Source organism: Skermanella sp. TT6 (assembly GCF_016653635.2).
Classification (GTDB): domain Bacteria; phylum Pseudomonadota; class Alphaproteobacteria; order Azospirillales; family Azospirillaceae; genus Skermanella; species Skermanella cutis.
The window spans coordinates 4,588,623-4,606,631 of the sequence record NZ_CP067420.1; the positions used below are offsets into that span (position 1 = coordinate 4,588,623).

The 18,009-nt window shown below is 70.0% G+C and carries 21 protein-coding genes; 5 read left to right on the forward strand and 16 right to left on the reverse strand.

The genetic code is table 11. The features are described from left to right. Positions 1–13 precede the first annotated feature (13 nt). Positions 14–1,300, forward strand: a complete 1,287-nt coding sequence (locus IGS68_RS21425; protein ID WP_201073632.1) for a divergent polysaccharide deacetylase family protein — start codon at positions 14–16, stop codon at positions 1,298–1,300. A 24-nt stretch (positions 1,301–1,324) separates the two neighbouring features. Then, positions 1,325–1,807, forward strand: coding sequence for an RNA pyrophosphohydrolase (locus IGS68_RS21430; RefSeq protein WP_201073634.1), 483 nt, complete (start codon positions 1,325–1,327; stop codon positions 1,805–1,807). Here IGS68_RS21430 and IGS68_RS21435 read toward each other — a convergent pair. The 3 genes from IGS68_RS21435 to IGS68_RS21445 form a co-directional block, all read right to left on the reverse strand. Continuing rightward, positions 1,788–3,035 carry a sensor histidine kinase gene (locus tag IGS68_RS21435; RefSeq protein ID WP_201073637.1) on the reverse strand — a complete coding sequence of 416 codons (1,248 nt, stop codon included), beginning with the start codon at positions 3,033–3,035 and terminating at the stop codon, positions 1,788–1,790. The genes IGS68_RS21430 and IGS68_RS21435 overlap by 20 nt on opposite strands. 111 nt (positions 3,036–3,146) lie before the next feature. Continuing rightward, a complete protein-coding gene (locus IGS68_RS21440) occupies positions 3,147–4,025 on the reverse strand; it encodes a transglutaminase family protein (RefSeq protein ID WP_201073639.1) in 879 nt (292 codons plus the stop codon). Positions 4,026–4,219: 194 nt separating this feature from the next. Next, positions 4,220–4,633 carry a phasin family protein gene (locus IGS68_RS21445; protein WP_201073641.1) on the reverse strand — a complete coding sequence of 138 codons (414 nt, stop codon included), beginning with the start codon at positions 4,631–4,633 and terminating at the stop codon, positions 4,220–4,222. A gap of 403 nt (positions 4,634–5,036) precedes the next feature. Here IGS68_RS21445 and IGS68_RS21450 point away from each other — a divergent pair, with 403 nt between their 5' ends. Both IGS68_RS21450 and IGS68_RS21455 read left to right on the forward strand, forming a co-directional pair. Next, the gene (locus tag IGS68_RS21450; protein ID WP_201073643.1) at positions 5,037–5,540 is read left to right on the forward strand and encodes a CHAP domain-containing protein; all 504 of its coding nucleotides are present in this window, start codon (positions 5,037–5,039) and stop codon (positions 5,538–5,540) included. Positions 5,541–5,775: 235 nt separating this feature from the next. Next, positions 5,776–6,078, forward strand: coding sequence for a ribbon-helix-helix domain-containing protein (locus tag IGS68_RS21455; RefSeq protein WP_247881012.1), 303 nt, complete (start codon positions 5,776–5,778; stop codon positions 6,076–6,078). 85 nt (positions 6,079–6,163) lie between these two features. Here the strand turns inward: IGS68_RS21455 and IGS68_RS21460 are convergent, their stop codons facing one another. Genes IGS68_RS21460 through IGS68_RS21470 form a run of 3 tightly spaced genes read right to left on the reverse strand, consistent with a single transcriptional unit; the run spans position 6,164 to position 8,534 of the window. Beyond that, a complete protein-coding gene (locus tag IGS68_RS21460) occupies positions 6,164–7,057 on the reverse strand; it encodes a TIGR01459 family HAD-type hydrolase (protein WP_201073647.1) in 894 nt (297 codons plus the stop codon). 8 nt (positions 7,058–7,065) lie between these two features. Further along, positions 7,066–8,157, reverse strand: coding sequence for a quinone-dependent dihydroorotate dehydrogenase (locus tag IGS68_RS21465; protein ID WP_201073649.1), 1,092 nt, complete (start codon positions 8,155–8,157; stop codon positions 7,066–7,068). Next, positions 8,154–8,534 carry a DUF952 domain-containing protein gene (locus IGS68_RS21470; RefSeq protein WP_247881013.1) on the reverse strand — a complete coding sequence of 127 codons (381 nt, stop codon included), beginning with the start codon at positions 8,532–8,534 and terminating at the stop codon, positions 8,154–8,156. The genes IGS68_RS21465 and IGS68_RS21470 overlap by 4 nt, the downstream gene beginning before the upstream one ends. Positions 8,535–8,836: 302 nt before the next feature. Here IGS68_RS21470 and IGS68_RS21475 point away from each other — a divergent pair, with 302 nt between their 5' ends. Continuing rightward, positions 8,837–9,055 (forward strand): hypothetical protein, encoded by a 219-nt coding sequence (locus IGS68_RS21475; protein ID WP_201073652.1) that lies wholly within the window; start codon positions 8,837–8,839, stop codon positions 9,053–9,055. Between the two features lie 70 nt (positions 9,056–9,125). Here IGS68_RS21475 and IGS68_RS21480 read toward each other — a convergent pair whose 3' ends face one another. The 10 genes from IGS68_RS21480 to IGS68_RS21525 form a co-directional block, all read right to left on the reverse strand. After that, positions 9,126–9,680, reverse strand: a complete 555-nt coding sequence (locus IGS68_RS21480) for a 3TM-type holin (protein ID WP_201073653.1) — start codon at positions 9,678–9,680, stop codon at positions 9,126–9,128. Continuing rightward, entirely contained in the window at positions 9,677–10,177 is a 501-nt protein-coding gene (locus tag IGS68_RS21485) for a cell wall hydrolase (protein ID WP_201073656.1), read from the reverse strand. The genes IGS68_RS21480 and IGS68_RS21485 overlap by 4 nt, the downstream gene beginning before the upstream one ends. After that, positions 10,174–10,497, reverse strand: coding sequence for a hypothetical protein (locus tag IGS68_RS21490; RefSeq protein WP_158046924.1), 324 nt, complete (start codon positions 10,495–10,497; stop codon positions 10,174–10,176). Before IGS68_RS21490 ends, IGS68_RS21485 begins: the two co-directional genes overlap by 4 nt. A 74-nt stretch (positions 10,498–10,571) precedes the next feature. After that, a complete protein-coding gene (terL, locus tag IGS68_RS21495) occupies positions 10,572–12,077 on the reverse strand; it encodes a phage terminase large subunit (RefSeq protein ID WP_201073658.1) in 1,506 nt (501 codons plus the stop codon). Between the two features lie 6 nt (positions 12,078–12,083). After that, entirely contained in the window at positions 12,084–12,425 is a 342-nt protein-coding gene (locus tag IGS68_RS21500) for a hypothetical protein (RefSeq protein WP_201073660.1), read from the reverse strand. Between the two features lie 16 nt (positions 12,426–12,441). Beyond that, on the reverse strand, positions 12,442–14,472 hold the full coding sequence (locus IGS68_RS21505) for a glycosyl hydrolase family 28-related protein (RefSeq protein WP_201073662.1): 2,031 nt from the start codon (positions 14,470–14,472) through the stop codon (positions 12,442–12,444). A 128-nt stretch (positions 14,473–14,600) separates the two neighbouring features. Then, positions 14,601–15,209 carry a hypothetical protein gene (locus tag IGS68_RS21510; RefSeq protein WP_201073664.1) on the reverse strand — a complete coding sequence of 203 codons (609 nt, stop codon included), beginning with the start codon at positions 15,207–15,209 and terminating at the stop codon, positions 14,601–14,603. Then, positions 15,209–17,122, reverse strand: a complete 1,914-nt coding sequence (locus IGS68_RS21515; protein ID WP_201073672.1) for a phage tail protein — start codon at positions 17,120–17,122, stop codon at positions 15,209–15,211. The genes IGS68_RS21510 and IGS68_RS21515 overlap by 1 nt, the downstream gene beginning before the upstream one ends. Continuing rightward, complete coding sequence (locus IGS68_RS21520; protein ID WP_201073674.1) at positions 17,119–17,691, reverse strand: phage connector family protein; 573 nt, start codon at positions 17,689–17,691, stop codon at positions 17,119–17,121. Before IGS68_RS21520 ends, IGS68_RS21515 begins: the two co-directional genes overlap by 4 nt. A gap of 44 nt (positions 17,692–17,735) precedes the next feature. Then, positions 17,736–18,005, reverse strand: coding sequence for a hypothetical protein (locus tag IGS68_RS21525; RefSeq protein ID WP_201073676.1), 270 nt, complete (start codon positions 18,003–18,005; stop codon positions 17,736–17,738). Positions 18,006–18,009 lie beyond the last annotated feature (4 nt).

Genomic DNA, 18,009 nt, shown 5'->3' on the forward strand with positions numbered 1-18,009 from the left:
CCGCGCACCCCCGATGGCAACCGCCGCCAAACAGGCTCCGAAGGCGAAAGCCCCCAAGGTCAAGGTCGCCATCGACATCGCCGCCATCCGCCGCGCCGTAGCCCAGGCTTTCGCCAGGCTGAAGCCGCGGCGGCGGAAGGCGGCCGGGCCGGTGGTCGACGGCGAGCGGACGCTGTCGACCGAGATCGACACCGGCGTCGAGCGCAACCTGGTCACCCGGCGCATCCGGACGGTGGCCCTGGCGGCGAAGGCGACGGCCAGGTCGCGCAACGGCCGGCGGGCCGCGGGGGCGCTCGCGGTCCTGCTTCCCGTCCTGCTGGTAGGATGGACGGCGGCCTGGCTGGTCGGCGGGGCCGAGGAGACTGAACGCGAACTGGCGGCTGCGGTCCCCCGGATCGTCGTCCCCGTCCTGGCCCCGGACAGCGGCGGCGTGATCCAGGCCGAGCCGGCCAAGGCGGCGCCGGCCGCCGTCAACTCGCCCTACGATCCGGTCCCGATGGTGCCGGCCCCGGCGGCCGGCCTGATCGAGGACTCCCCGCGCGGCCCGCTGCCCCGGATCGCATCCGACGGCAGGACGCCGTGGCAGACCTATGCCCGCCCCTTCTTCCACGACGACAAGCGCCCGCGCATAGCCCTGGTGGTCGGCCCCCTGGGGATCTCGTCCGGCGCGACGCTCCGGGCGATCGAGGGGTTGCCGGGGGCCGTCACCCTGGCCTTCGCGAGCGGCGCCGGCCAGCTCGGCACCTGGGTGGACCAGGCGCGCCGGCTGGGGCACGAGGTGATGCTCGACCTGCCGGCCGAGCCGGCCGACTTCCCGCGCAACGATCCGGGCCCCGGCGCGCTGCTGGTCTCCCTCGACGGCGACCGCAACCAGCAGAGGCTGCTGGGATCGCTCGGGCGGGTCTCCGGGTATGTCGGAGTCCTGTCCCTGTCGGGTAACCGCTTCACCGGGGCCCCCGACAGTGTCCGCCCGATGCTGGCCGAGGTGAACCGGCGCGGACTGATGTTCCTGGACGCCCGGCCGGGCGCCCGCAGCATCGCCGCGCGGGAGGCGACCCGGATCGGCCTGCCCCGCGCCATCGCCGACACGCTGATCGACGAGGTGCCTTCGAGACCCGCGATCGAGGCCCGCATGCGCCTGCTTGAGGAGGCGGCCCGGCTGGACGGCGCCGCGGTCGGGATCGCCCAGCCATACCCGGTGACGCTGGACCAGCTCAGCGACTGGATCAAGACGCTGGAAGGGAAAGGCATCGTGCTGGCCCCCATCACGGCGCTCGTCAACAAGCAGGCCGACCGGTAAACCGTCCGGCAGGAAGAAGCCCCCATGAGCAAATCGGACAAACTGCCCTACCGGCCCTGCGTCGGCATCATGCTGGTCAACCCCGGCGGCAAGGTCTTCGTCGGCCGGCGGATCGACACGCCCGACGCCTGGCAGATGCCCCAGGGCGGCATCGATGCCGGCGAGACCCCGCGCGAGGCAGCACTCCGCGAGCTGGTCGAGGAGATCGGCACCGGGGCGGCCGAGGTGGTCGCCGAGACGGAGGGCTGGCTGCGCTACGACCTGCCGCCCCACCTGATCGGCAAGGTCTGGAAGGGCAAGTACCGCGGGCAGGAGCAGAAATGGATCCTGGCCCGCTTCACCGGAACCGACGGCGACATCGACCTGGTCACCGACCACCCGGAGTTCGACGCCTGGCAATGGATAGAGCCGGACCGGCTCGCCGACCTGATCGTCCCGTTCAAGCGGCCGATCTACGAGGCGGTGGTGGCGGAGTTCCGGACCCTGCTCACGCCTCCGCCGGGCTGACCACGCGCGATTCCAGGCGTTCGGGCGGGAAATACAGGGTGATCGTGGTGCCGCAGCCGGGAACGCTGTCCATGCGCAGCCTGCCGCCATGCAACTCGACCAGCCGCCGGGTAAGGGGCAGCCCCAGCCCCGTCCCCTTCTGGCGGCGGTTCATGGCGTTGTCGATCTGGCTGAACGGCTCCATCGCCCTGACCTGCTCGTCGGGACTCATCCCGATGCCGGTATCCGAGACGGCGACCGCCAGCCCGCCCTCCTCCGTCAGGGCGGCGGAAACCGTCACGCCGCCGCCGGCCGGCGTGAACTTGACCGCGTTGGAAACCAGGTTCAGGACCATCTGGCGAAGCTTGCGCTCGTCCCCCCACAGCGGCGGCAGCGGTGCCGGGACCTCCGCCCGGAGGGTGACGCCGCCGCGCTGCGCCAGCTCGGCGACGATCCTGACGCTGGAGCCGACGATCGACCGCACGTCGATCTTTCCCTCGCTCAGCTCCAGCCGGTTCGCCTCGGCCTTGGACAGGTCGAGCAGGTCGTTGATCAGGTCGAGCAGATGGTGGCCGCTGACGCGGATATCCGCCGCGTATTCCGCGTAACGCTCGTTGCCGAGGGGACCGAAGACCTCCGATTCGATCAGCTCGGCGAACCCGATCACCGCGTTGAGCGGCGTGCGCAGCTCGTGGCTCATGTTGGCCAGGAAGCTGCTCTTGGCGGAGTTGGCCGCCTCGGCCGCCCTGCGGGCCTCCTCCAGCTCGCGGTTCTTGGCCCGGGCCTGCTCGACCGACCTGCCCATCAGCGCCAGCGCCGTCGCGATCCCGCGATACTCGCCCCGTTCCGTGATGATGAAGCCGCTGACCAGCGCCTCCGGCTTGGCGTGGGCGATGCGCTGGCTGACCTCGTCCAGGCTGAGGTCGGCGTCGACGACCAGCGGCAGGCGGTCCATGAGGAGGGAAATCGGCCGGCGCTCGTACAGGTCGCGCAGCAGCGGCTTGGCGAAGGTCGCGTAAAGGTCCGGCCGGGCGATCATCCCGACCACGGCGCCGCGGTTGACCACCGCCAGCGCCGGCCATTCCGGATGGTCGGCGAAGATGTCGTAGACCCGCGTGCAATGCACGTGCGGGTCGATCGACGGCAACGGGATGATCAGGTCCCCGACCCTGAAGCCGCCTTCCCCGGGCGTCGTCCTGTTCGGTCCTGGCAAGCGGTAGCTGCGCTGCACGGGCGCACATGCAGACATGACGTCCTGCCTCGAAATTCCGGGGAGCGGCTATCCGCAATATAGCGGACATGCGTGACGGATTTTTGACGCTCCGGTTTCACTCCCCGCAAAGTCTCCGAGGCCGGCCCGCTATTCGGAGGTGACGGTCACCTCGACCTCCATGCCCAGGAAATCCTCCGCCTCGCCGAACCAGTCGCCGCCGAGGGGAACCGCCTGCGCCGGGTCCCGGGTGACCGCGACCCGAATGAGGCCGGCGCCGCCGACGATGCCGTTGGTCGGGTCGAACTCGACCCATCCCGCACCCGGCAGGTAGATCTGGACCCAGGCATGGGTCGCGCCGCCGCCGACCCGGCTTTCGGGATCGCCGTCGACCGCGGGGTCGTAGAGATAGCCCGAGACGAAGCGGGCGGCGAAGCCCAGCGTGCGCGCCGCCTCCATCATCAGGAGCGCGAAGTCGCGGCAGGTGCCGGACCGGCTCCCCAGGGTCTCCGCCGGGCTCTGGGTCCCGACGGCGACCCGCGCCTTGTAGGTGAAGCTCTCCTTGATGGTGCGGGTCATCGCGACCAGCATCTCCTGGGTCTCGGTCGGGCCGTCGGTCCGGATGAACTGCTTGGCCCACTCGTCGACCAGATGGTCGGGATCTGGAAAATGGCGCTCCGTCGTGCGCCCGAGATCCGGGATCTCTTCGGCCGAGTAGGAGAAGGGATAGGTCTTCGCGTAGTCCTCGATCGGGAAGTCGGGATCGGACAGGCCGAAATGATCCAGCCGGATGGAGCTCTCGAACCGCAGTTCGGCCGCCGTCTGGTCGAACGAGGCGATGGCGATCGAGTTGCCGAAGACGTCGTGCATCCACCGGATGTCGGTCGGCGGCGGGCTGATCGCCATCCTGGTTTCGAGCAGCCGCATGTCGTGGCTGTCGCGCGGTCTGAACATCAGGCGGTGCTCCCCGAAGCTCACCGGCGTCGAGTAGCGGTACACGGTCACGTGCCTTACGTTCAGGATGGTCATCGTCGTCACCTTTGCCGACACCCGGAGGGGCGCGGGCGCGGCATCAACGCGACGACCGGCCAAAGGTTCCCTCCCGCCCGACGCCGATGGGACAAGCCGGAATCGGGAAAGGCCGCGCCGGTGCCGGCGCGGCCTTGGATGACCCGTTGCCGTCGATCCGGCGCGGCGGCGGACCCGCTGCCGCGCCTGCGATCTCAGGCGGCCTTGGAGACCGTCAGCGCCTTCAGCTCGGCGACGCTTTCCTGGGTGCGGGAGCTGATGACCGAATAGGCTTCCCGGCCGCCCTTGGCGGCGATCTCCGACAGTTCGCGGACCTGGGCGCTGACCTTGTCGGCCGTGGTCTTCGCGAGTTCCGCCTGCATGTTCAGGGTGGCCGGCAGATCCTTGACCGCCAGGACGGCCTTGGCGCTCTCCGCGGAGTCCTTCAGGTTCGCCTCGGCGATCTCGACCTGGCGCTTGATCAGGGTCTGGGCCGTATCGGCGAAAATCCTGCCGACCTTGACCATGGCTTCGAAATTGCGGTTCTGCGCGTCGATCAGCGCCTTGACGTCGAGATTCGGAACCTGGCCATTGAACAGCTTGCCGAAGTCGAAATTGTTCTGGGACATCTGTTGGAACTCCGATAGTTTCATTCTTGTTGCACTGCAGCAAACTGATGCGGTCTTTATAAATGTCCCTTCGATGCTTTGCCAACACGGAATCGCGCTCCGGGAGCACCAAACCGCGCAGGCAGACAATTTGCCGCAGGCAGGCTCGTGAAAGGTAGGAAAACCGGGTATTCCGAGCCGACCGGACAACCGAAACCAACCCGAACGGCACGCTGGCCGCGCCTGTTACTTCAGCTTCACTTCCGACAGACCGACTTGTTTGTACCCTCGACCGGGCGAAATCAGTTCTCCACCCCTTTCGGATGAGGGTTATTTTTACAATGTGTGTTATCGATACAACATCTCTGCTTGCTGACGGAACGGCTGCCGCTGTAGAAGGAGAAAACAGGCCAGGGAGCGGACCATGCCTTTTCTCCGGTTAGCGAAGTCGGGAGTTGCAGGGGTTCTTTTCACGCTGACGGCCCTGTCCCTGTCCGGACCCGCCCTGGCCGGCTACGTGAACTGCGTACAGTTCGTCCGGCAAGCGGGCGCGATCGAACTCTCGGGCAATGCCTGGATGTGGTGGCCCCACGCCAAGGGACGCTACGAAACGGGGCAGCATCCCCGTCGCGACGCCGTGATGGTCTTCCAGCGGACCACGGCGATGCCGTCCGGCCACGTGGCCCTGGTCAGGCATGTCCTGGATTCGCGCACGATCGTGATCGAACATGCCAACTGGGCGCCGCGCGGCGGGGCCAAGGGCCGGATCTCGCGGGATCTGGTCCGGGACGTTTCCCCCGGCAACGACTGGACCTCGGTCCAGGTCCTGTACCGGCCGACGGGGAGCTTCGGCAAGACGTACCCCGCAAACGGCTTCATCCACCCCAATCCGCCAGCCTCCTTCGCCAGTCCGATCATCGAGCCCTGAACCCTTGGGGTAGCCCATCTGTGTCATTTTTGGGTAATTTGCTTCTTCATATAACTTTCTGCGTTGTCATACGATCGTCTGCATAGTACCAAAGCCATATCATCTTTCGCCCAAGGCATATGTGGCTAACAGAGTGGTGGTGGTGTCGATGCAAGCGACGAATATGGACACGGCATTGATCTGCCGTAACGTGACGGTCTCAGGACGCCGGACCAGCATTCGGATGGAGCAGGTGATGTGGACCTCGCTTACCGATATTTGCCGGCGCGAGGAGCGGTCCATCAACGAGATCATCTCGATGATCGACGAGAAGCGGGCCGACACCAATCTCACGGCCGCGATCCGGGTTTTCCTGATCTGCTACTTCCGGGATGCCTCGGCCTTCCAGAACATGCGCTTCTCCGGCATGGCGGAGGAGTCGGACTTCGACGTGAACGCGGATCCCGCGCCGGACGAGGAACTCCGGTGCGGCGCCCTGGTGAACGCGGCGCTCGATGTCGTCGGCGCCCGGCGTGCGGCGGCAAGCGACGGCAACTGACCGTCGGGATCGATACCCCGCAGGCCGGCAACCGCCGCGCGGGCGGGGGCCGGCCTGCCATCCGGATCGACGTCCTGCGCTCCTGTCACCAGTGGAACCGCGGGATGGCGCCCTGGGGAGTATGGCCGCTCGCGGCGGCGGCGGCGGCCAGCCTGGCCGGATCGGGGTGCTCGCCCCAGGCGGTGGCCAGTTCCTCCAGGTGGATGCCGCTGGTCACCAGAAGGGCGTCGATCCCGGCGGCATTGGCCCCCGCCACGTCGGTCCGGAAGCTGTCGCCGACCGCCGCGATCCTTGCCCGGTCCTGGATGCCGAGCAGATCGAAGCAGCGCCGGTAGACCGGGGCGTGCGGCTTCCCGTGATAGCGCACGGAACCGCCCAGCTCCTCGTAGCGCTGGGCCAACATGCCGGCGCAGATCGCCATCTTGGTGCCGACCACCACGACGAGGTCGGGATTGGCGCAAACCATCGGCAGTGCGTGCGCGGCGCAGGATTTCAGGATCGCCTCGTAGTCGGCGATCGTCTCGTCGAAGCTGTCGATGCCGGTATTGACGACGAAATCCGCCCGCGCCGGATCGTCGACCATCTCGATCGGGAGTCCCTCGAACACGTCGGCGTCGCGCGGGGGTCCGATATGGAGACAGCGGCTCCCGAGCGCCGCGTGCCACTCGTCCGGCGGATCGGCCAGGGCGTCGTGCGTGGCCTCCCCCGAGGTCATCAGGTGGTCGTAATGGTCCGGCGTGATGCCCATGCCGGCCAGCTTCTCCGCGACGCCGGCGCAGCGGCGCGGCGCGTTGGACAGCAGGCAGACCCGCTTGCCCCGGGTCCTCAGCCGGTCCAGGCAGTCGATCACGCCCGGATAGGCCTCGACCCCGTTGTGCAGGACTCCCCAGAGATCGAGGATGTAGCCGTCATAGCGGTCCGCGAGCGCGGCGATCCCGGAATGGAGCGGGACCGCCGCGGGAGTGTCTTCGGAATGCATGTCGCCCTTCAAGCTGCGGGAGAAACGGGTGAAGCCCGCCGGTGGTCGGCCCCGACGGCGTCCTTCAGGGAAGGAAACCCGTCGGCGCGCGAAAGGGCAGCAAGGTCGCGGTTGATCTCGCCCACGAGACGCGGCCCCCGGTAGACCAGGGCGGTGTAGAGCTGGACCAGCGAGGCGCCGGCGCGGATCTTGGCATAGGCGTCGCGGCCGGATTCGATGCCGCCGCATCCCACCAGCGGAAGCCTGCCTCCGGTCAGGCGGTACATGTCGGCCAGCACGGCGGTGGATGCCGCCATCAGGGGAGCCCCGCTCAGCCCGCCGGTCTCCGCCGCGATCGCCGGAGGCAGCCCGGGTGGGCGGGAAACCGTCGTGTTGGAGACGATCAGCCCGTCGATGCCGCTGGCCAGCGCCACCTCCGCGATGTCGCCCTTGTCCTCGTCGGTCAGGTCCGGCGCGATCTTCAGCAGCAGCGGCGGCACCTTGCCGGCGGCGGCCGACTCGGCACGGGCGGCCAGCGACCGGTCGAGCAGTTCGGCCAGAGGTCCGCGGCCCTGGAGCATGCGGAGGCCGGGCGTGTTGGGCGACGAGACGTTGATCACCAGGTAATCGGCGAGCCGGGCCAGCCGGCGGATGCCGATGGCGTAGTCGGCCGCGGCGTCCGCCGTCTCCTTGTTCTTGCCGACATTGGCCCCGACCAGCCCCGGCCGGCCCGACCGGCCCTCCAGGCGGGCCGCGACGACATCCAGCCCGTCATTGTTGAAGCCGTAGCGGTTGATCATCGCCCGCTGCTCCGGCAGGCGGAACACGCGCGGACGCGGGTTGCCGGGCTGCGGGCGGGGCGTCACGCTGCCCACCTCGACGTAGCCGAAACCCTGGGCCAGCATGGCGTCCGGGACTTCCGCGTTCTTGTCGAACCCGGCGGCGAGGCCGACCGGATTGGCGAAATCCAGCCCCCACACGCGGCAGGCCAGGGCCGGATCGGCGGCGGCGCGGCTGGCCGGCACCAAGCCGGTCTTCAGGGCCGAGACCGTGAGGCCGTGGGCGGTTTCCGGATCGAGCCGGCGGAGCAGCGGCCCCGCTACGGGAAAGAGGTCGATCAATTTCCGTCATTACTCCGGGTATCGTCGGCGACGGTCTGCGGAAACCGGTGCCGACCGTCGGGACCCAGCGGCAGGGGGTCGACCGCGACGACCGCCCCGACCGGCAGGGCGCCGTAGAGATGGGGGAAGAGTTGCCCGCCGCGCGACGGCTCCCATTTCAGGGCGGGTCCCAGCCGGTCGGCGCGCACGGTCAGCAGGACAAGGCCGGCCTGCCCCTTCCGGTGCTTCGCGGCGCTCTCGACGATCTGGGCGGCGGTGGAGAAATGGATGAAGCCGTCGGCGGCGTCCTGGGACGAGCCGGGATAGCTTCCGGCGCGCTCGGCTGCCGACCATTCCTCTGCCCGGCACATGTGGTAGATGACGGTGTCGCTGGTCATGGCCGGGACACTAGCCCAAACGCGCCGCGGTGCAAAGGCCGGGCGGCTTTCGCGGAATAACCCCATTCATTTTGCAGAATGCGAGACGCGACGCGCGGCCCCTTCGGCAATTTGCAAAGCCGGACCGGTTGCTAATCTGTCGCTAACCATGGCGGAAGGATGGATTCCACCGCCCCCGAGCTCATCCTGTGCGCTAAGCCCATGTTCCGCCATGCCTTTTGTTTCGTACCCGAGGCAAGGATCGGACTCCCTGGTGATTGGCACCGATCTTGCCTTTACAGGTCCACCACCAGGAGGAAAACATGGATACGCGACTGCATTATCAAATCGACGAGAAGCGGCCTTCCAGCAACGCGATGAACTATGCGCTGAACGTGGTCGAGACCATGGGCGACACCGGCCTGGTCAGCGTCCCGATCAAGCCGACCACCGCGATGCTGACCGCCGGCGCGCGCTCGGGCCATGTCAGCGTCGAGACCGCCTGGAAGATCTACCAGGCGATGATCAACGAGGAAGGCTGACGGCCCGCGCGGGCCGGACGCCCCGGAACCCGACGGCGCGGCGGCATGATGCCGCCGCGGCCGCCGCGCTTCAGGACGTCCCCTTTCCGACCCGGCGCGCCAGGAAAGCGAACGGCCCGGACTCCGGCCCGTCGCCCGCCGCGACCCGCTTGTCGTCGGACCTCTTGTAGACATAGATGCCCAGGACGCTGAGGCCGACGGTCCAGATCGTGCCGAGCGAGGTCATCGCCGTGATGACCATGTTCGCCTGTCCCGGGTCGGTCACGATCACCCAGGCGATGGCGAGCATCTGGGCGAGCCAGGTCAGCGCCATGATGTAGCCGAAGGTCGGTCGCATCCGGCGGACATAGGCGTCCTCCGACGCGACTTCCGCCCGCAGGCTCCGGTTCACCTCGGTCAGCGCGACACGCCGGTCGCCCGATTCCAGCTCGGCCATCCGCTCCACGTGGCGGTTCGCCTCGGCGACCGACGCGGCCGGGATGCTGCCGTCGCCCACCGCGGCGTCCACCGCCCGGACCGCCTGCGCGGCCTGGGCCGCCACGGGACCGTCGATCTTCTCCAGCCCGGCCCCGACCGCCTTCAGGAGCAGCGGAAGCCCGAGCTGGGCCAGCGCCAGCGGGATCATGACGGCACCCCGGGGCCGGCCGCGTAGAACAGGCGGTCGCCGATCTCCGCGGTCGGCGCCAGCCGAGCCGCCCAGTCCGGCAGGACGCCGCCATCGTGGTACAGGGTGGCGCCCCCGGTCGGGTCGTCCAGCAGGCCGGCCGCCGCCCGCCGGGCGATCCGCAGGCAGGTCGCGAACAGCAGGGCGTCCGACGACGCCCGGCCGCTCCCCGCCGGACCGGATGGCTGGACGGCCGAAAGCCGGAACCGGGCCGGATTGTCGGCGCTCCAGCAGGGAAACCGCCGGCAGATGTCCGAGATGGCGGCGCCGGGCTCCAGGGCCGCCCGGTTCATCACGACCGCGGCCACCGCCTCGATGCCCCGCAGCGTCTCGGTCCGCGCCTCTCCCCACAGGGTGCGGGCGAAGGTGTCGACGGTGCCGTCGTCCGGCCCGCCCGCGGCGGGCCGCACGGAAGCGGCGGCGGGCGCCGGGACCGGCACCAGCCTCCGCCGGGTCATCGCCGCTCTCCCGACCGCTCGGCCTGGATCAGGGCGGCCCCGTCCAGCTTCGCGTCGATGCGCAGCAGATGGTCGGTCAGCCGGCGCTCGACGTCCTTCAGGTAGCCGACGGACACGTAGGTCTTGGCGACCTCCAGCTTGTAGGCCGACAGGCTCTCCCGCATCTGGGACAGCGCCGTCTCGGACAGGCGGTGGACACGGTCGAGCGCCTCCTCCGACTCCTGGCGGACATGCCAGATCAGCCAGAACAAGGCGGCCAGCATCGGCAGCTCGACGACGGTGATCCACCAGGAGAGATTGATCCCGGAAGCTTCAGGCATTTGCTTTTCTCCTGATCAGGACGGAAAAAGGCCGCCCCGAATGGGCGGCCCGGTCATTCCCGCTGGCGGGAAGGTCACACTTTGAAGTCGGTCACGGCCCGGCCCGGCGGGCCGCCGCGCCAGTCGGCGCTCCGGCCGGGCCTGCCGACCGAGCCGAAACGGACCGGCTCGTTCGACAGGCAGCCGGCGACGGCGTCCAGGCCGTCGTCATGGCCCTTGTGCCGGCCGCCGGGGCGCCACTCGCGCATTTCCCGCACGAAGGGCGTGTCCCAGACGCTGCGGTGGGCATGCAGCGCGCCGGCGGCCAGCACGGCGTCGAACGCCTCCAGGATGCGGCGGTCCTTCGGCACGCTGGAGGTCTTCTCCACGACCGAGGCCCCGACCCCGCACCGGGCCAGCTCCCGCCGAAGGATGCCGGGCAGGAACTTGCCCACGCCGTTGGTCTCCAGCATGACCGACGGCAGGTGGAGGTCGCGCAGGAACTCCGCCACCTGCCGGCACTGCTGCGCCGCCTCGTGGTCGTCGCCGTCCGGCACGGCCGTCAGGTAGCGGATCCGATGCAGCCAGTAGCCGCCGTCGACGTCGGAGAAGACGGCGGCCAGGACGCTGCCGTCCCCCGCCCTGCCCTCCCGCGCGGCGCCCTCCGGCGCCCCGTAGGCCGGGTCCCACCAGCAGCTGGCGGAAACCATCCGCCGGTCGCCCAGCATCAGCACCGGGACGCCGCGGGCCTCGCGGTAGTCCAGCTCGGCCTCGTAGGGCAGCAGGCGGTCCGGGTCGAGCCGCCCGTCGGCGATGCTGACCGGCTTCAGCATCATCTGGCTCTCGAACTTGTTCGGCCCGGTCGCCCGGCGGATGCGCTCGATCGCCGCGTCCGGGAAGCGCGTCGGCCAGGCGCTCCTGCCCTCGGCGTCCCGGATCGGGATCAGCAGCCGCTGGAACCCGTCGAGGAAGGGAACGGCCTCGCCGATCTCGGCGCGCGGCTCGTCGGCATAGATGGTGTAGTAGCTGTGCGGCGTGCCGACATAGAGCTGCATGCCGCCGGGCACCAGGATATAGTCGATCTCGCTCAGCCGCTCGCGCAGGTCCTCCCGTTTCGGCGCGGTGTCGCAGGTGCGCGGGACCTCCACGTCGTCGCAGATCACGACGTCGGCCCGGCTGCCGGTCAGGTTCGCCCCGATCCCGCGGGCCAGCATGCTGGGATCGCGCAGTTCCATCGGCCGCCGGACGGTGAACTGGTCGCTGGCCCACTGGTCGGCCCGGTCGGGCTTGAGGCCCTGGGTCTGGGGGTGGCGCTCGACGATCCGCTTGACGGTGCGGACCATCTTCTTGGCCAGCGCCAGGTCGGCCGCCAGCACCATGATCCTCAGGGAAGGATCGGTCTTCAGCAGCCAGGCCGCGAACAGCCCGACCACCGTGGATTTCCCGCTGTTGCGGAACGCCATCAGCAGGAGCCGGCGGTCCCCCCCGTACCAGCCCGTGGTCAGCCATTCGGCGATGCGCATGTGGTGGTCGGGCGACGGCAGGTCCTGGAACGTGTTCCACACGATCAGGAAATCCCTGAAACTCTCGAACCTCTCCACCGCCGTTCAGTCCCCGTCCGGGGCGTCCGTCCCGTCCAGCTCGGCGATCGTGCGCGCCGCCCGGGCATAGACCTCGGCGAACGGATCGCCCGGGGCCCTATCGTCCGGGGCGGCGCCGTCCGGCCCCGACTTCGGCAGCGTCGCCGTGACCAGCCGGTGGAGCTGGAACAGGGCCGCCAGGTGGCCGACCGCGGCCTTGCAGGCGCCCTGGAGGGCGGTGAACTCCTTCGGATCGTCGGGCGGCGGGACTTCGCAGATCTTCCCGTAGGCTGCGACGGCCCGCTTCACCGCCGGCGGCAGGACCACCGCCAGCAGGGCGGTCCGCATATCCTGTCCTTCATCGAGCATCGGTTTCCAGGTCCTTTCATGGGTTGCGCGCCAGGATGTGCCAGGCGGCGCCGTTGGACATCGCGGTCACCGCATGTCCCCTCTCGACGAGGACGATGGCCTCGCCGTCGGGTCCGCCGCCGCCGGCCTGGGTGACCGTCACGGCATGGCCGCCGACGTCGGATTTCTTGATCGTCACGGTGCGCCCCACCGCCAGGGTGGAGGACGGGGCCGGCAGCCGGACCTCGGTCGGACCGCCAAAGGCGCTGACCAGGTAGAAGCTGCGCGCCAGGTCCGGCTCGAACAGGCTGCCGCCCTCGAAGAAGCCGGCGTTGCCCGGCACCGCGTGGGCCGCCGTGATCCACCAGGCCGCTCCGTTGGAGACGACGGTGACGAAGTCGTACCGGCTGCCGAGCGGGAACGGCCTGCCGTCCGGCCCCGATCCGGTGGCGTCGGTGACCGTCACGGCATTGCCGCTCACGTCCATCTTCTTGACCGTCAGCGACCGTCCCTCGGCATCCAGGGGCGCCGGCAGGCGGAACTCGACGGCGCCGTTGAAGGCGCTGACCAGGTGGACCGAGCGCGTCATGTCGGGCAGCACCAGCCCGCCCGCGGCCGGGTCGACGAAGCGGGTCTCGTACCGCATGGCCTCCACCGTCAGGTCGGTGACCTGGCTCTTCTTGAACCGGTTCTTGGCGGGATATCCCGCGTTGTAGGCCGTGAACTCGCCGCCCGACTGGTCCCAGATCGCCGGCCCGCCGCTCGCCGAGAACAGGTTGGTGATCGAGGTCTCCTTCGAGCCCGCCTCCAGGTACACGTTGGGGACGCCGCCGACCGACTCGGTATAGAGGTTGACCAGCAGGTTCTTGTCGGTGTCCGGCCCGATCCGGAAGCAGGAATGGGCCGTGGTCGACAGGTTCGCCTCGCAATCGACGAAGGCGTTGTTGTAGCGGCCGTGCTGGACATAGAAGCCCGACCCGGTGCTGGGCACCGCCAGCGAATAGACGCGGACGCAGTGGAACTTGTTGGCGTTCGGCGTGTCGCCCTCCCCCGTGCGGACAAGGTGGACGCCGTGCAGGAGATGGCGGACCACCAGCACCCGCGCGAAATTGTTCCAGTAGCAGGGCCGGTCCGGGCTGTCGCCGCCGTCCAGCACGATGCCGGTCTGCGTATCCCATACCGTCACGTCATGCACCGCGTTCTGGACGCACGGCCCGTCGCGCCCCGTCAGCTTGATGCCGACGCTGCCCTGCTCGATCCGCAGATGGTGGAGCGCGGCGTAGCTGTCGGGCAGCAGCACGACCGGAAAGCCCTCTCCGCCGGCGCGCAGGATCGAGCCGGCGCCCGACCCGTGCAGCGTCTGCCCGTATCCCACCGGCAGCGTCCCGGTCACCCGGTAGATGCCCGGCGGCACGAAGACGGACGTGGCCGCGGTCAGCGCGGCCTGGATCGCCAGGGTGTCGTCGGCGATGCCGTCGCCCACGGCGCCGAAGTCGCGCACCGACGCCACGTCGGCCAGCTTGTCGCGGATCGAGCGCCGCACCGCGCCGGCTCCCGGCGCCACGTAGCTGCTCAGCGCGTCGGCGTCCACCGCCGGCGTCACCGTCGGGTTGCCGCCGCCGTCGAACGCCAGCAGCCGGTTCGCCCGCGCCGCCCGTCCGGGCAGCAGCGACGAGGCCGGCAGGTCGGTCGCGGCATAGCGCAGCGTCAGCAGCGCGTCGTCGGCGAGCTGCTGGACGCAGGCCGTCAGGTAGTCGAACTCGTCGTTGAGCGACCGGGCCGGCAGCGCGCCGCTCTCCAGGAAGTCGGTCACCCGCTCGTAGGGCAGCCGGCGCAGCAGCGTGACCTGGACGCCCTCGGCCGGCGGCGCGTCGAAGGTGACGGTGCCGCCCGACGTGGCGCCGCTTCCGGTCACCGTGAAGCCGCCGGTCTGGAGGGCGGCGTCGAGATGGACCTCCAGGTCCTCCGACGCGAAGATCGGGAACGGATAGGCGAAGGCCCGCTGGGTCCCGTCGGCGATATAGTGCCGGCGCGGGGGGACCGCGCCGATCTTGATGTGTCCTGTCATGACATGTCCATTCCCCGTGCAGCTCGATGCAGGGCGGAGGTGATGCGGGCCGACGATCGTAGGTTGCGCCCCTGGCGCAACGCATCGGATCAGCTGTCTCGGGCGGATCGACCTGATCGGGTACGGCTCTAATAGGCGTTGCCGAACAGTTCGAGCCGCTGGCGCTCGGCCAGCTGCGACTGGTCCAGCAGGTTGCGCCGGCGGGTGTCTTCGGCCTCCCGGGACAGCGCCTGCCCGCGCAGCCGCTCGATCGCCTGGGCGCTCCGGCTGTCCGCGTCGGTCCGGCTGACCAGCCCGAGCAGCACCGCCTCGCCCGACCCGTCGGAGGTGCCGCCGCCCCGCGTCCCCAGGCTTGTCCGGGTGCGCCCGACCGCCCGGCGGAGGGCCTCGCGGCGGGCGGCCTCGTCGGCGGCGGCACTGGCCTGGATCTGGGCGCGGCGGGTCTCGATGTCCGCCCGCTGCGCCTCGGCCGCCGCCTCCTGGTCCTGGAGGAGCTTCCGGGTCTGGAGGGCGTGGGTCTCGCGCAGCACCTCGTCCGCGTGGCGCTTCCGGTCGGCCAGCTCCCGCTGGCGGTTCGCCTCCTTCTGCTTCTCGAACTCCAGTTCCTCGGCTCTCCGCCGGGCCTCGGCCTCCGCCGCCTTGCGGGCGTCCGACGCGCTGGAGAAGCCGCTGACCACCCGCTGCGCGCTGGAGATCACGGGCAGGGCCTGCAAGGCCACGTTGGCAATGCCACCCATCAGTCGTTCACCTTCAATTCCATGGTTACGGAGAGCAGCGTGAAAGGCAGGGGAGCGTCCTGCTCGATCCGCCACAGCGGTCTGGTCTGGTCCCGCGCCCACCCGAGGGAGCGCAGCCGGCGGTCGCCGCTGACCCGCTGCGGGGCCGTGTCGCCCAGCGCCCGGTCGCCCAGGCGGCGCAGCGGGAAATCGGTCAGGCCGGCGCCCACGTCGGCCCGCAGCGCCGCGGTGTCCTCCAGCTGGAAGACCACCTCGATCAGCCGCAGCGCCGGCCCGCGGCCGCCGCCCGTGGACAGCGGACTGGGCGGCAGCGGCTCGACCACATGGGTGAAGGGAAGCCCCGCCTCCACCGTGCGGGCCGGCGGATCCAGGGTTATGGCGCCGCCGGACACCGTCGCGTCCGGCCGCAGCACGCCGTCGGCCACCACCGCGACGGCCCGTCCCTCCAGGTGGTCGAGCCCCGACCACACGGCGGCCGGTTCGTCGCTCTCGCCGTACAGGCCGGCATCCAGGTGGAGCGCGTCGTCCAGCCGCTCGATGTTCCAGCGGGTCGAGAAGCCTTCCGGCCGCTGGACCAGCAGATGGACGTCGTCGCCGACCACCGCGACCGAATGGATCGTCCCGCCGGTGTCGATCCGGGTCCAGGCGGTGACCTGCTCGGCGCGGAACAGGGTCAGCGCGCCCAGCGTGCCGTCGGCCATGACGATCAGCATCAGCCGGCGGCCCTGGTCGTAGTCCTGGTCCACCGGGCGGACCACGAGGTGCCGGGCCAGCAGCGCCAGGTCGGTCGCCTGGTAGGCCTGCTCGCTGTCGGCGAACAGGAACTCCCGGATCTCCCGGCCGTTGCGCGACACGAACAGGGTCGCCCCGTCCACGTCGCGCGGCGCCACCGACCGGTCGGTCGGCGAGCCGATGCGGGTCTGGCGATTGAGCTGGATGGCCTGGGGCGTCAGCGGCTCTCCCGTGACCATCCATTCCGCCCCCGAGGTGAAGACCTGGAGGTGCCGGCCCGAGAACACCGCCCGGATCGCGTTGATCTGGTCGGACAGGATGCCGAACTCGATCGCCTCGTCATCCTGCCCGGTGCCTAGGTCGAAGTTCCAGATGTCGGCGGAGCGGGACAGCCACAGCCGGTTCGGCAGCTCGCGCGAGCCGCCGATCACCAGCCGGTCCTGGTGGAACGCGGCCGAGACCGGATAGCCCCGCAAGGGCGAGAAGGCCTGCTCGTCCCAGACCGCCGTGGCCGCGGTCCCGGTCAGCGCCTCGGCCGCCAGGACCCGCACCTGCGTCCCCGACAGGACGTCCAGGACGGTGACCTGGCGGCCCGCCACCCGCAGCCTGACGCCGGCGTGCCCCGGCTGGAAAACGGCGGCCGAGGCGGTCAGGACGACCGTCCCGGTGGTCCCGTCCGCCGTCAGGGTCACGCCGGCCGGCGCGAAGCGGTACCAGGGCTGGCAGATCGCGTTCCCTTCCGCCAGGAATTGCCACTCCTCCAGCGACCAGGCGGACTCCCCCGTGCGCTTCAGCTTGCGCGGGGCGACGTCGGGATGGCAGACCAGCAGGGTGTCGCCGCTCTGGGTCCAGGTGATCTGGCCCAGCTGCGGCGCCGTCCAGGGCGCATCGACGGTCGCGACGACGGCGTCGCCGTGATGGACGTCGATGCGGTATTCCGAGAAGGCCAGCAGGTATGTCTGCTCGGTGCTGAACTCGAACGCGACCAGCCGCCCCGGCCCCCGCGCCGCGGCCGAGAAGGCCATGCCCGGCCGCCGGGTGATCCCGCCGGTCGGGTGGATCAGCAGGTTGCGCAGGGTCAGCGCCCCGTTGTCGTAGGCCCGGAGGTCGCCGCGCCCCAGCAGCAGGCGGGAGATCTCGCCGCCGGTGAAGTTGGTCTTCAGGATCCGGACCCGGGTCATCGGCCGCGCGCCTCGACCAGGGTGAAGTCCTCGAAGCCCGGCTGGCTGTCCTGCTGCACGTCGATCAGCCGGGCGCGCCGGAACTCAGCCTCGGCCAGCCGGGCCAGCGCCTCCGCCCGGCTGGTGTTCTCGGTCAGCGGCAGGCAGAACTCCGCCGCCAGCCGGGCGATCAGCGCCTGGTCGAAGAAGGGCGGGAACGCCGCCTCCGCCGGGCGGCTGACATAGGTCAGGGTGACCTGGTCGGCATCGGACTGGAGCGTGGTGCCGACGATCCGGTAGCCGATGCCCCGGCCCCGGCCGGGCACTCCGGCGGACAGCGCCCGCAGGAAGTCGACCGGCAGGGCATGGGCGAAGCCGTGGTCGCCGAGCGGCGCCTCGGCCAGCCGGGCCAGGGTCGCCTGGACCGTCGCGAAGCTCCAGGCGTTGGCCGAGAGCAGCGCGTCGCGGGTCGAGCCGTAGAGCGCGTCCGCGACCTCCGCCTCGGCGGTGCCGTCGGTGAAACCGGTGATGGAGGCTGCCCCGATCTTGATCAGGGCCCTGCTGCACAGACCGATCGGGGTCAGCGCCATGGGGGTTCTCCTCTGGCAGGGGGGACTTGGCTGGGAGGGCGGGATCAGTCGCTGTTGGAGGCGCCGACCTGGGTCAGGTTGGCGACGTCGACGGTGCCGCCGCTGTTGGAGGCGACCAGCAGGATGCCGGCCTGGGGCGTTCCGTCGGCGTCCAGGTTGGCCATGATCATGTCGCCGACCCGCAGCATGTCGGAGGCGGCGTTGAAATAGCCGGCGGTATCGACCTCGGCCGCGAGGTCGCCGGTCACGTAGTGCCAGAGGGTGAAGCCGTTGGCATATGCCAGGACGCTCAGGTCCTTGGTCTTGAAGGCCATCTTC

Coding starts and splice junctions, on each gene's coding strand:
- IGS68_RS21460 (WP_201073647.1), bottom strand. CDS start 7,057: ATGCATTCCGAAGACACTCCCGCGGCGGTCCCGCTCCATTCCGGGATC.
- IGS68_RS21475 (WP_201073652.1), top strand. CDS start 8,837: ATGGATACGCGACTGCATTATCAAATCGACGAGAAGCGGCCTTCCAGC.
- IGS68_RS21455 (WP_247881012.1), top strand. CDS start 5,776: ATGTGGACCTCGCTTACCGATATTTGCCGGCGCGAGGAGCGGTCCATC.
- IGS68_RS21430 (WP_201073634.1), top strand. CDS start 1,325: ATGAGCAAATCGGACAAACTGCCCTACCGGCCCTGCGTCGGCATCATG.
- IGS68_RS21450 (WP_201073643.1), top strand. CDS start 5,037: ATGCCTTTTCTCCGGTTAGCGAAGTCGGGAGTTGCAGGGGTTCTTTTC.
- IGS68_RS21500 (WP_201073660.1), bottom strand. CDS start 12,425: ATGCTCGATGAAGGACAGGATATGCGGACCGCCCTGCTGGCGGTGGTC.
- IGS68_RS21515 (WP_201073672.1), bottom strand. CDS start 17,122: ATGACCCGGGTCCGGATCCTGAAGACCAACTTCACCGGCGGCGAGATC.
- IGS68_RS21425 (WP_201073632.1), top strand. CDS start 14: ATGGCAACCGCCGCCAAACAGGCTCCGAAGGCGAAAGCCCCCAAGGTC.
- IGS68_RS21520 (WP_201073674.1), bottom strand. CDS start 17,691: ATGGCGCTGACCCCGATCGGTCTGTGCAGCAGGGCCCTGATCAAGATC.
- IGS68_RS21435 (WP_201073637.1), bottom strand. CDS start 3,035: ATGTCTGCATGTGCGCCCGTGCAGCGCAGCTACCGCTTGCCAGGACCG.
- IGS68_RS21510 (WP_201073664.1), bottom strand. CDS start 15,209: ATGGGTGGCATTGCCAACGTGGCCTTGCAGGCCCTGCCCGTGATCTCC.
- IGS68_RS21485 (WP_201073656.1), bottom strand. CDS start 10,177: ATGACCCGGCGGAGGCTGGTGCCGGTCCCGGCGCCCGCCGCCGCTTCC.
- IGS68_RS21525 (WP_201073676.1), bottom strand. CDS start 18,005: ATGGCCTTCAAGACCAAGGACCTGAGCGTCCTGGCATATGCCAACGGC.
- IGS68_RS21440 (WP_201073639.1), bottom strand. CDS start 4,025: ATGACCATCCTGAACGTAAGGCACGTGACCGTGTACCGCTACTCGACG.
- IGS68_RS21470 (WP_247881013.1), bottom strand. CDS start 8,534: ATGACCAGCGACACCGTCATCTACCACATGTGCCGGGCAGAGGAATGG.
- IGS68_RS21490 (WP_158046924.1), bottom strand. CDS start 10,497: ATGCCTGAAGCTTCCGGGATCAATCTCTCCTGGTGGATCACCGTCGTC.
- IGS68_RS21480 (WP_201073653.1), bottom strand. CDS start 9,680: ATGATCCCGCTGGCGCTGGCCCAGCTCGGGCTTCCGCTGCTCCTGAAG.
- IGS68_RS21445 (WP_201073641.1), bottom strand. CDS start 4,633: ATGTCCCAGAACAATTTCGACTTCGGCAAGCTGTTCAATGGCCAGGTT.
- IGS68_RS21505 (WP_201073662.1), bottom strand. CDS start 14,472: ATGACAGGACACATCAAGATCGGCGCGGTCCCCCCGCGCCGGCACTAT.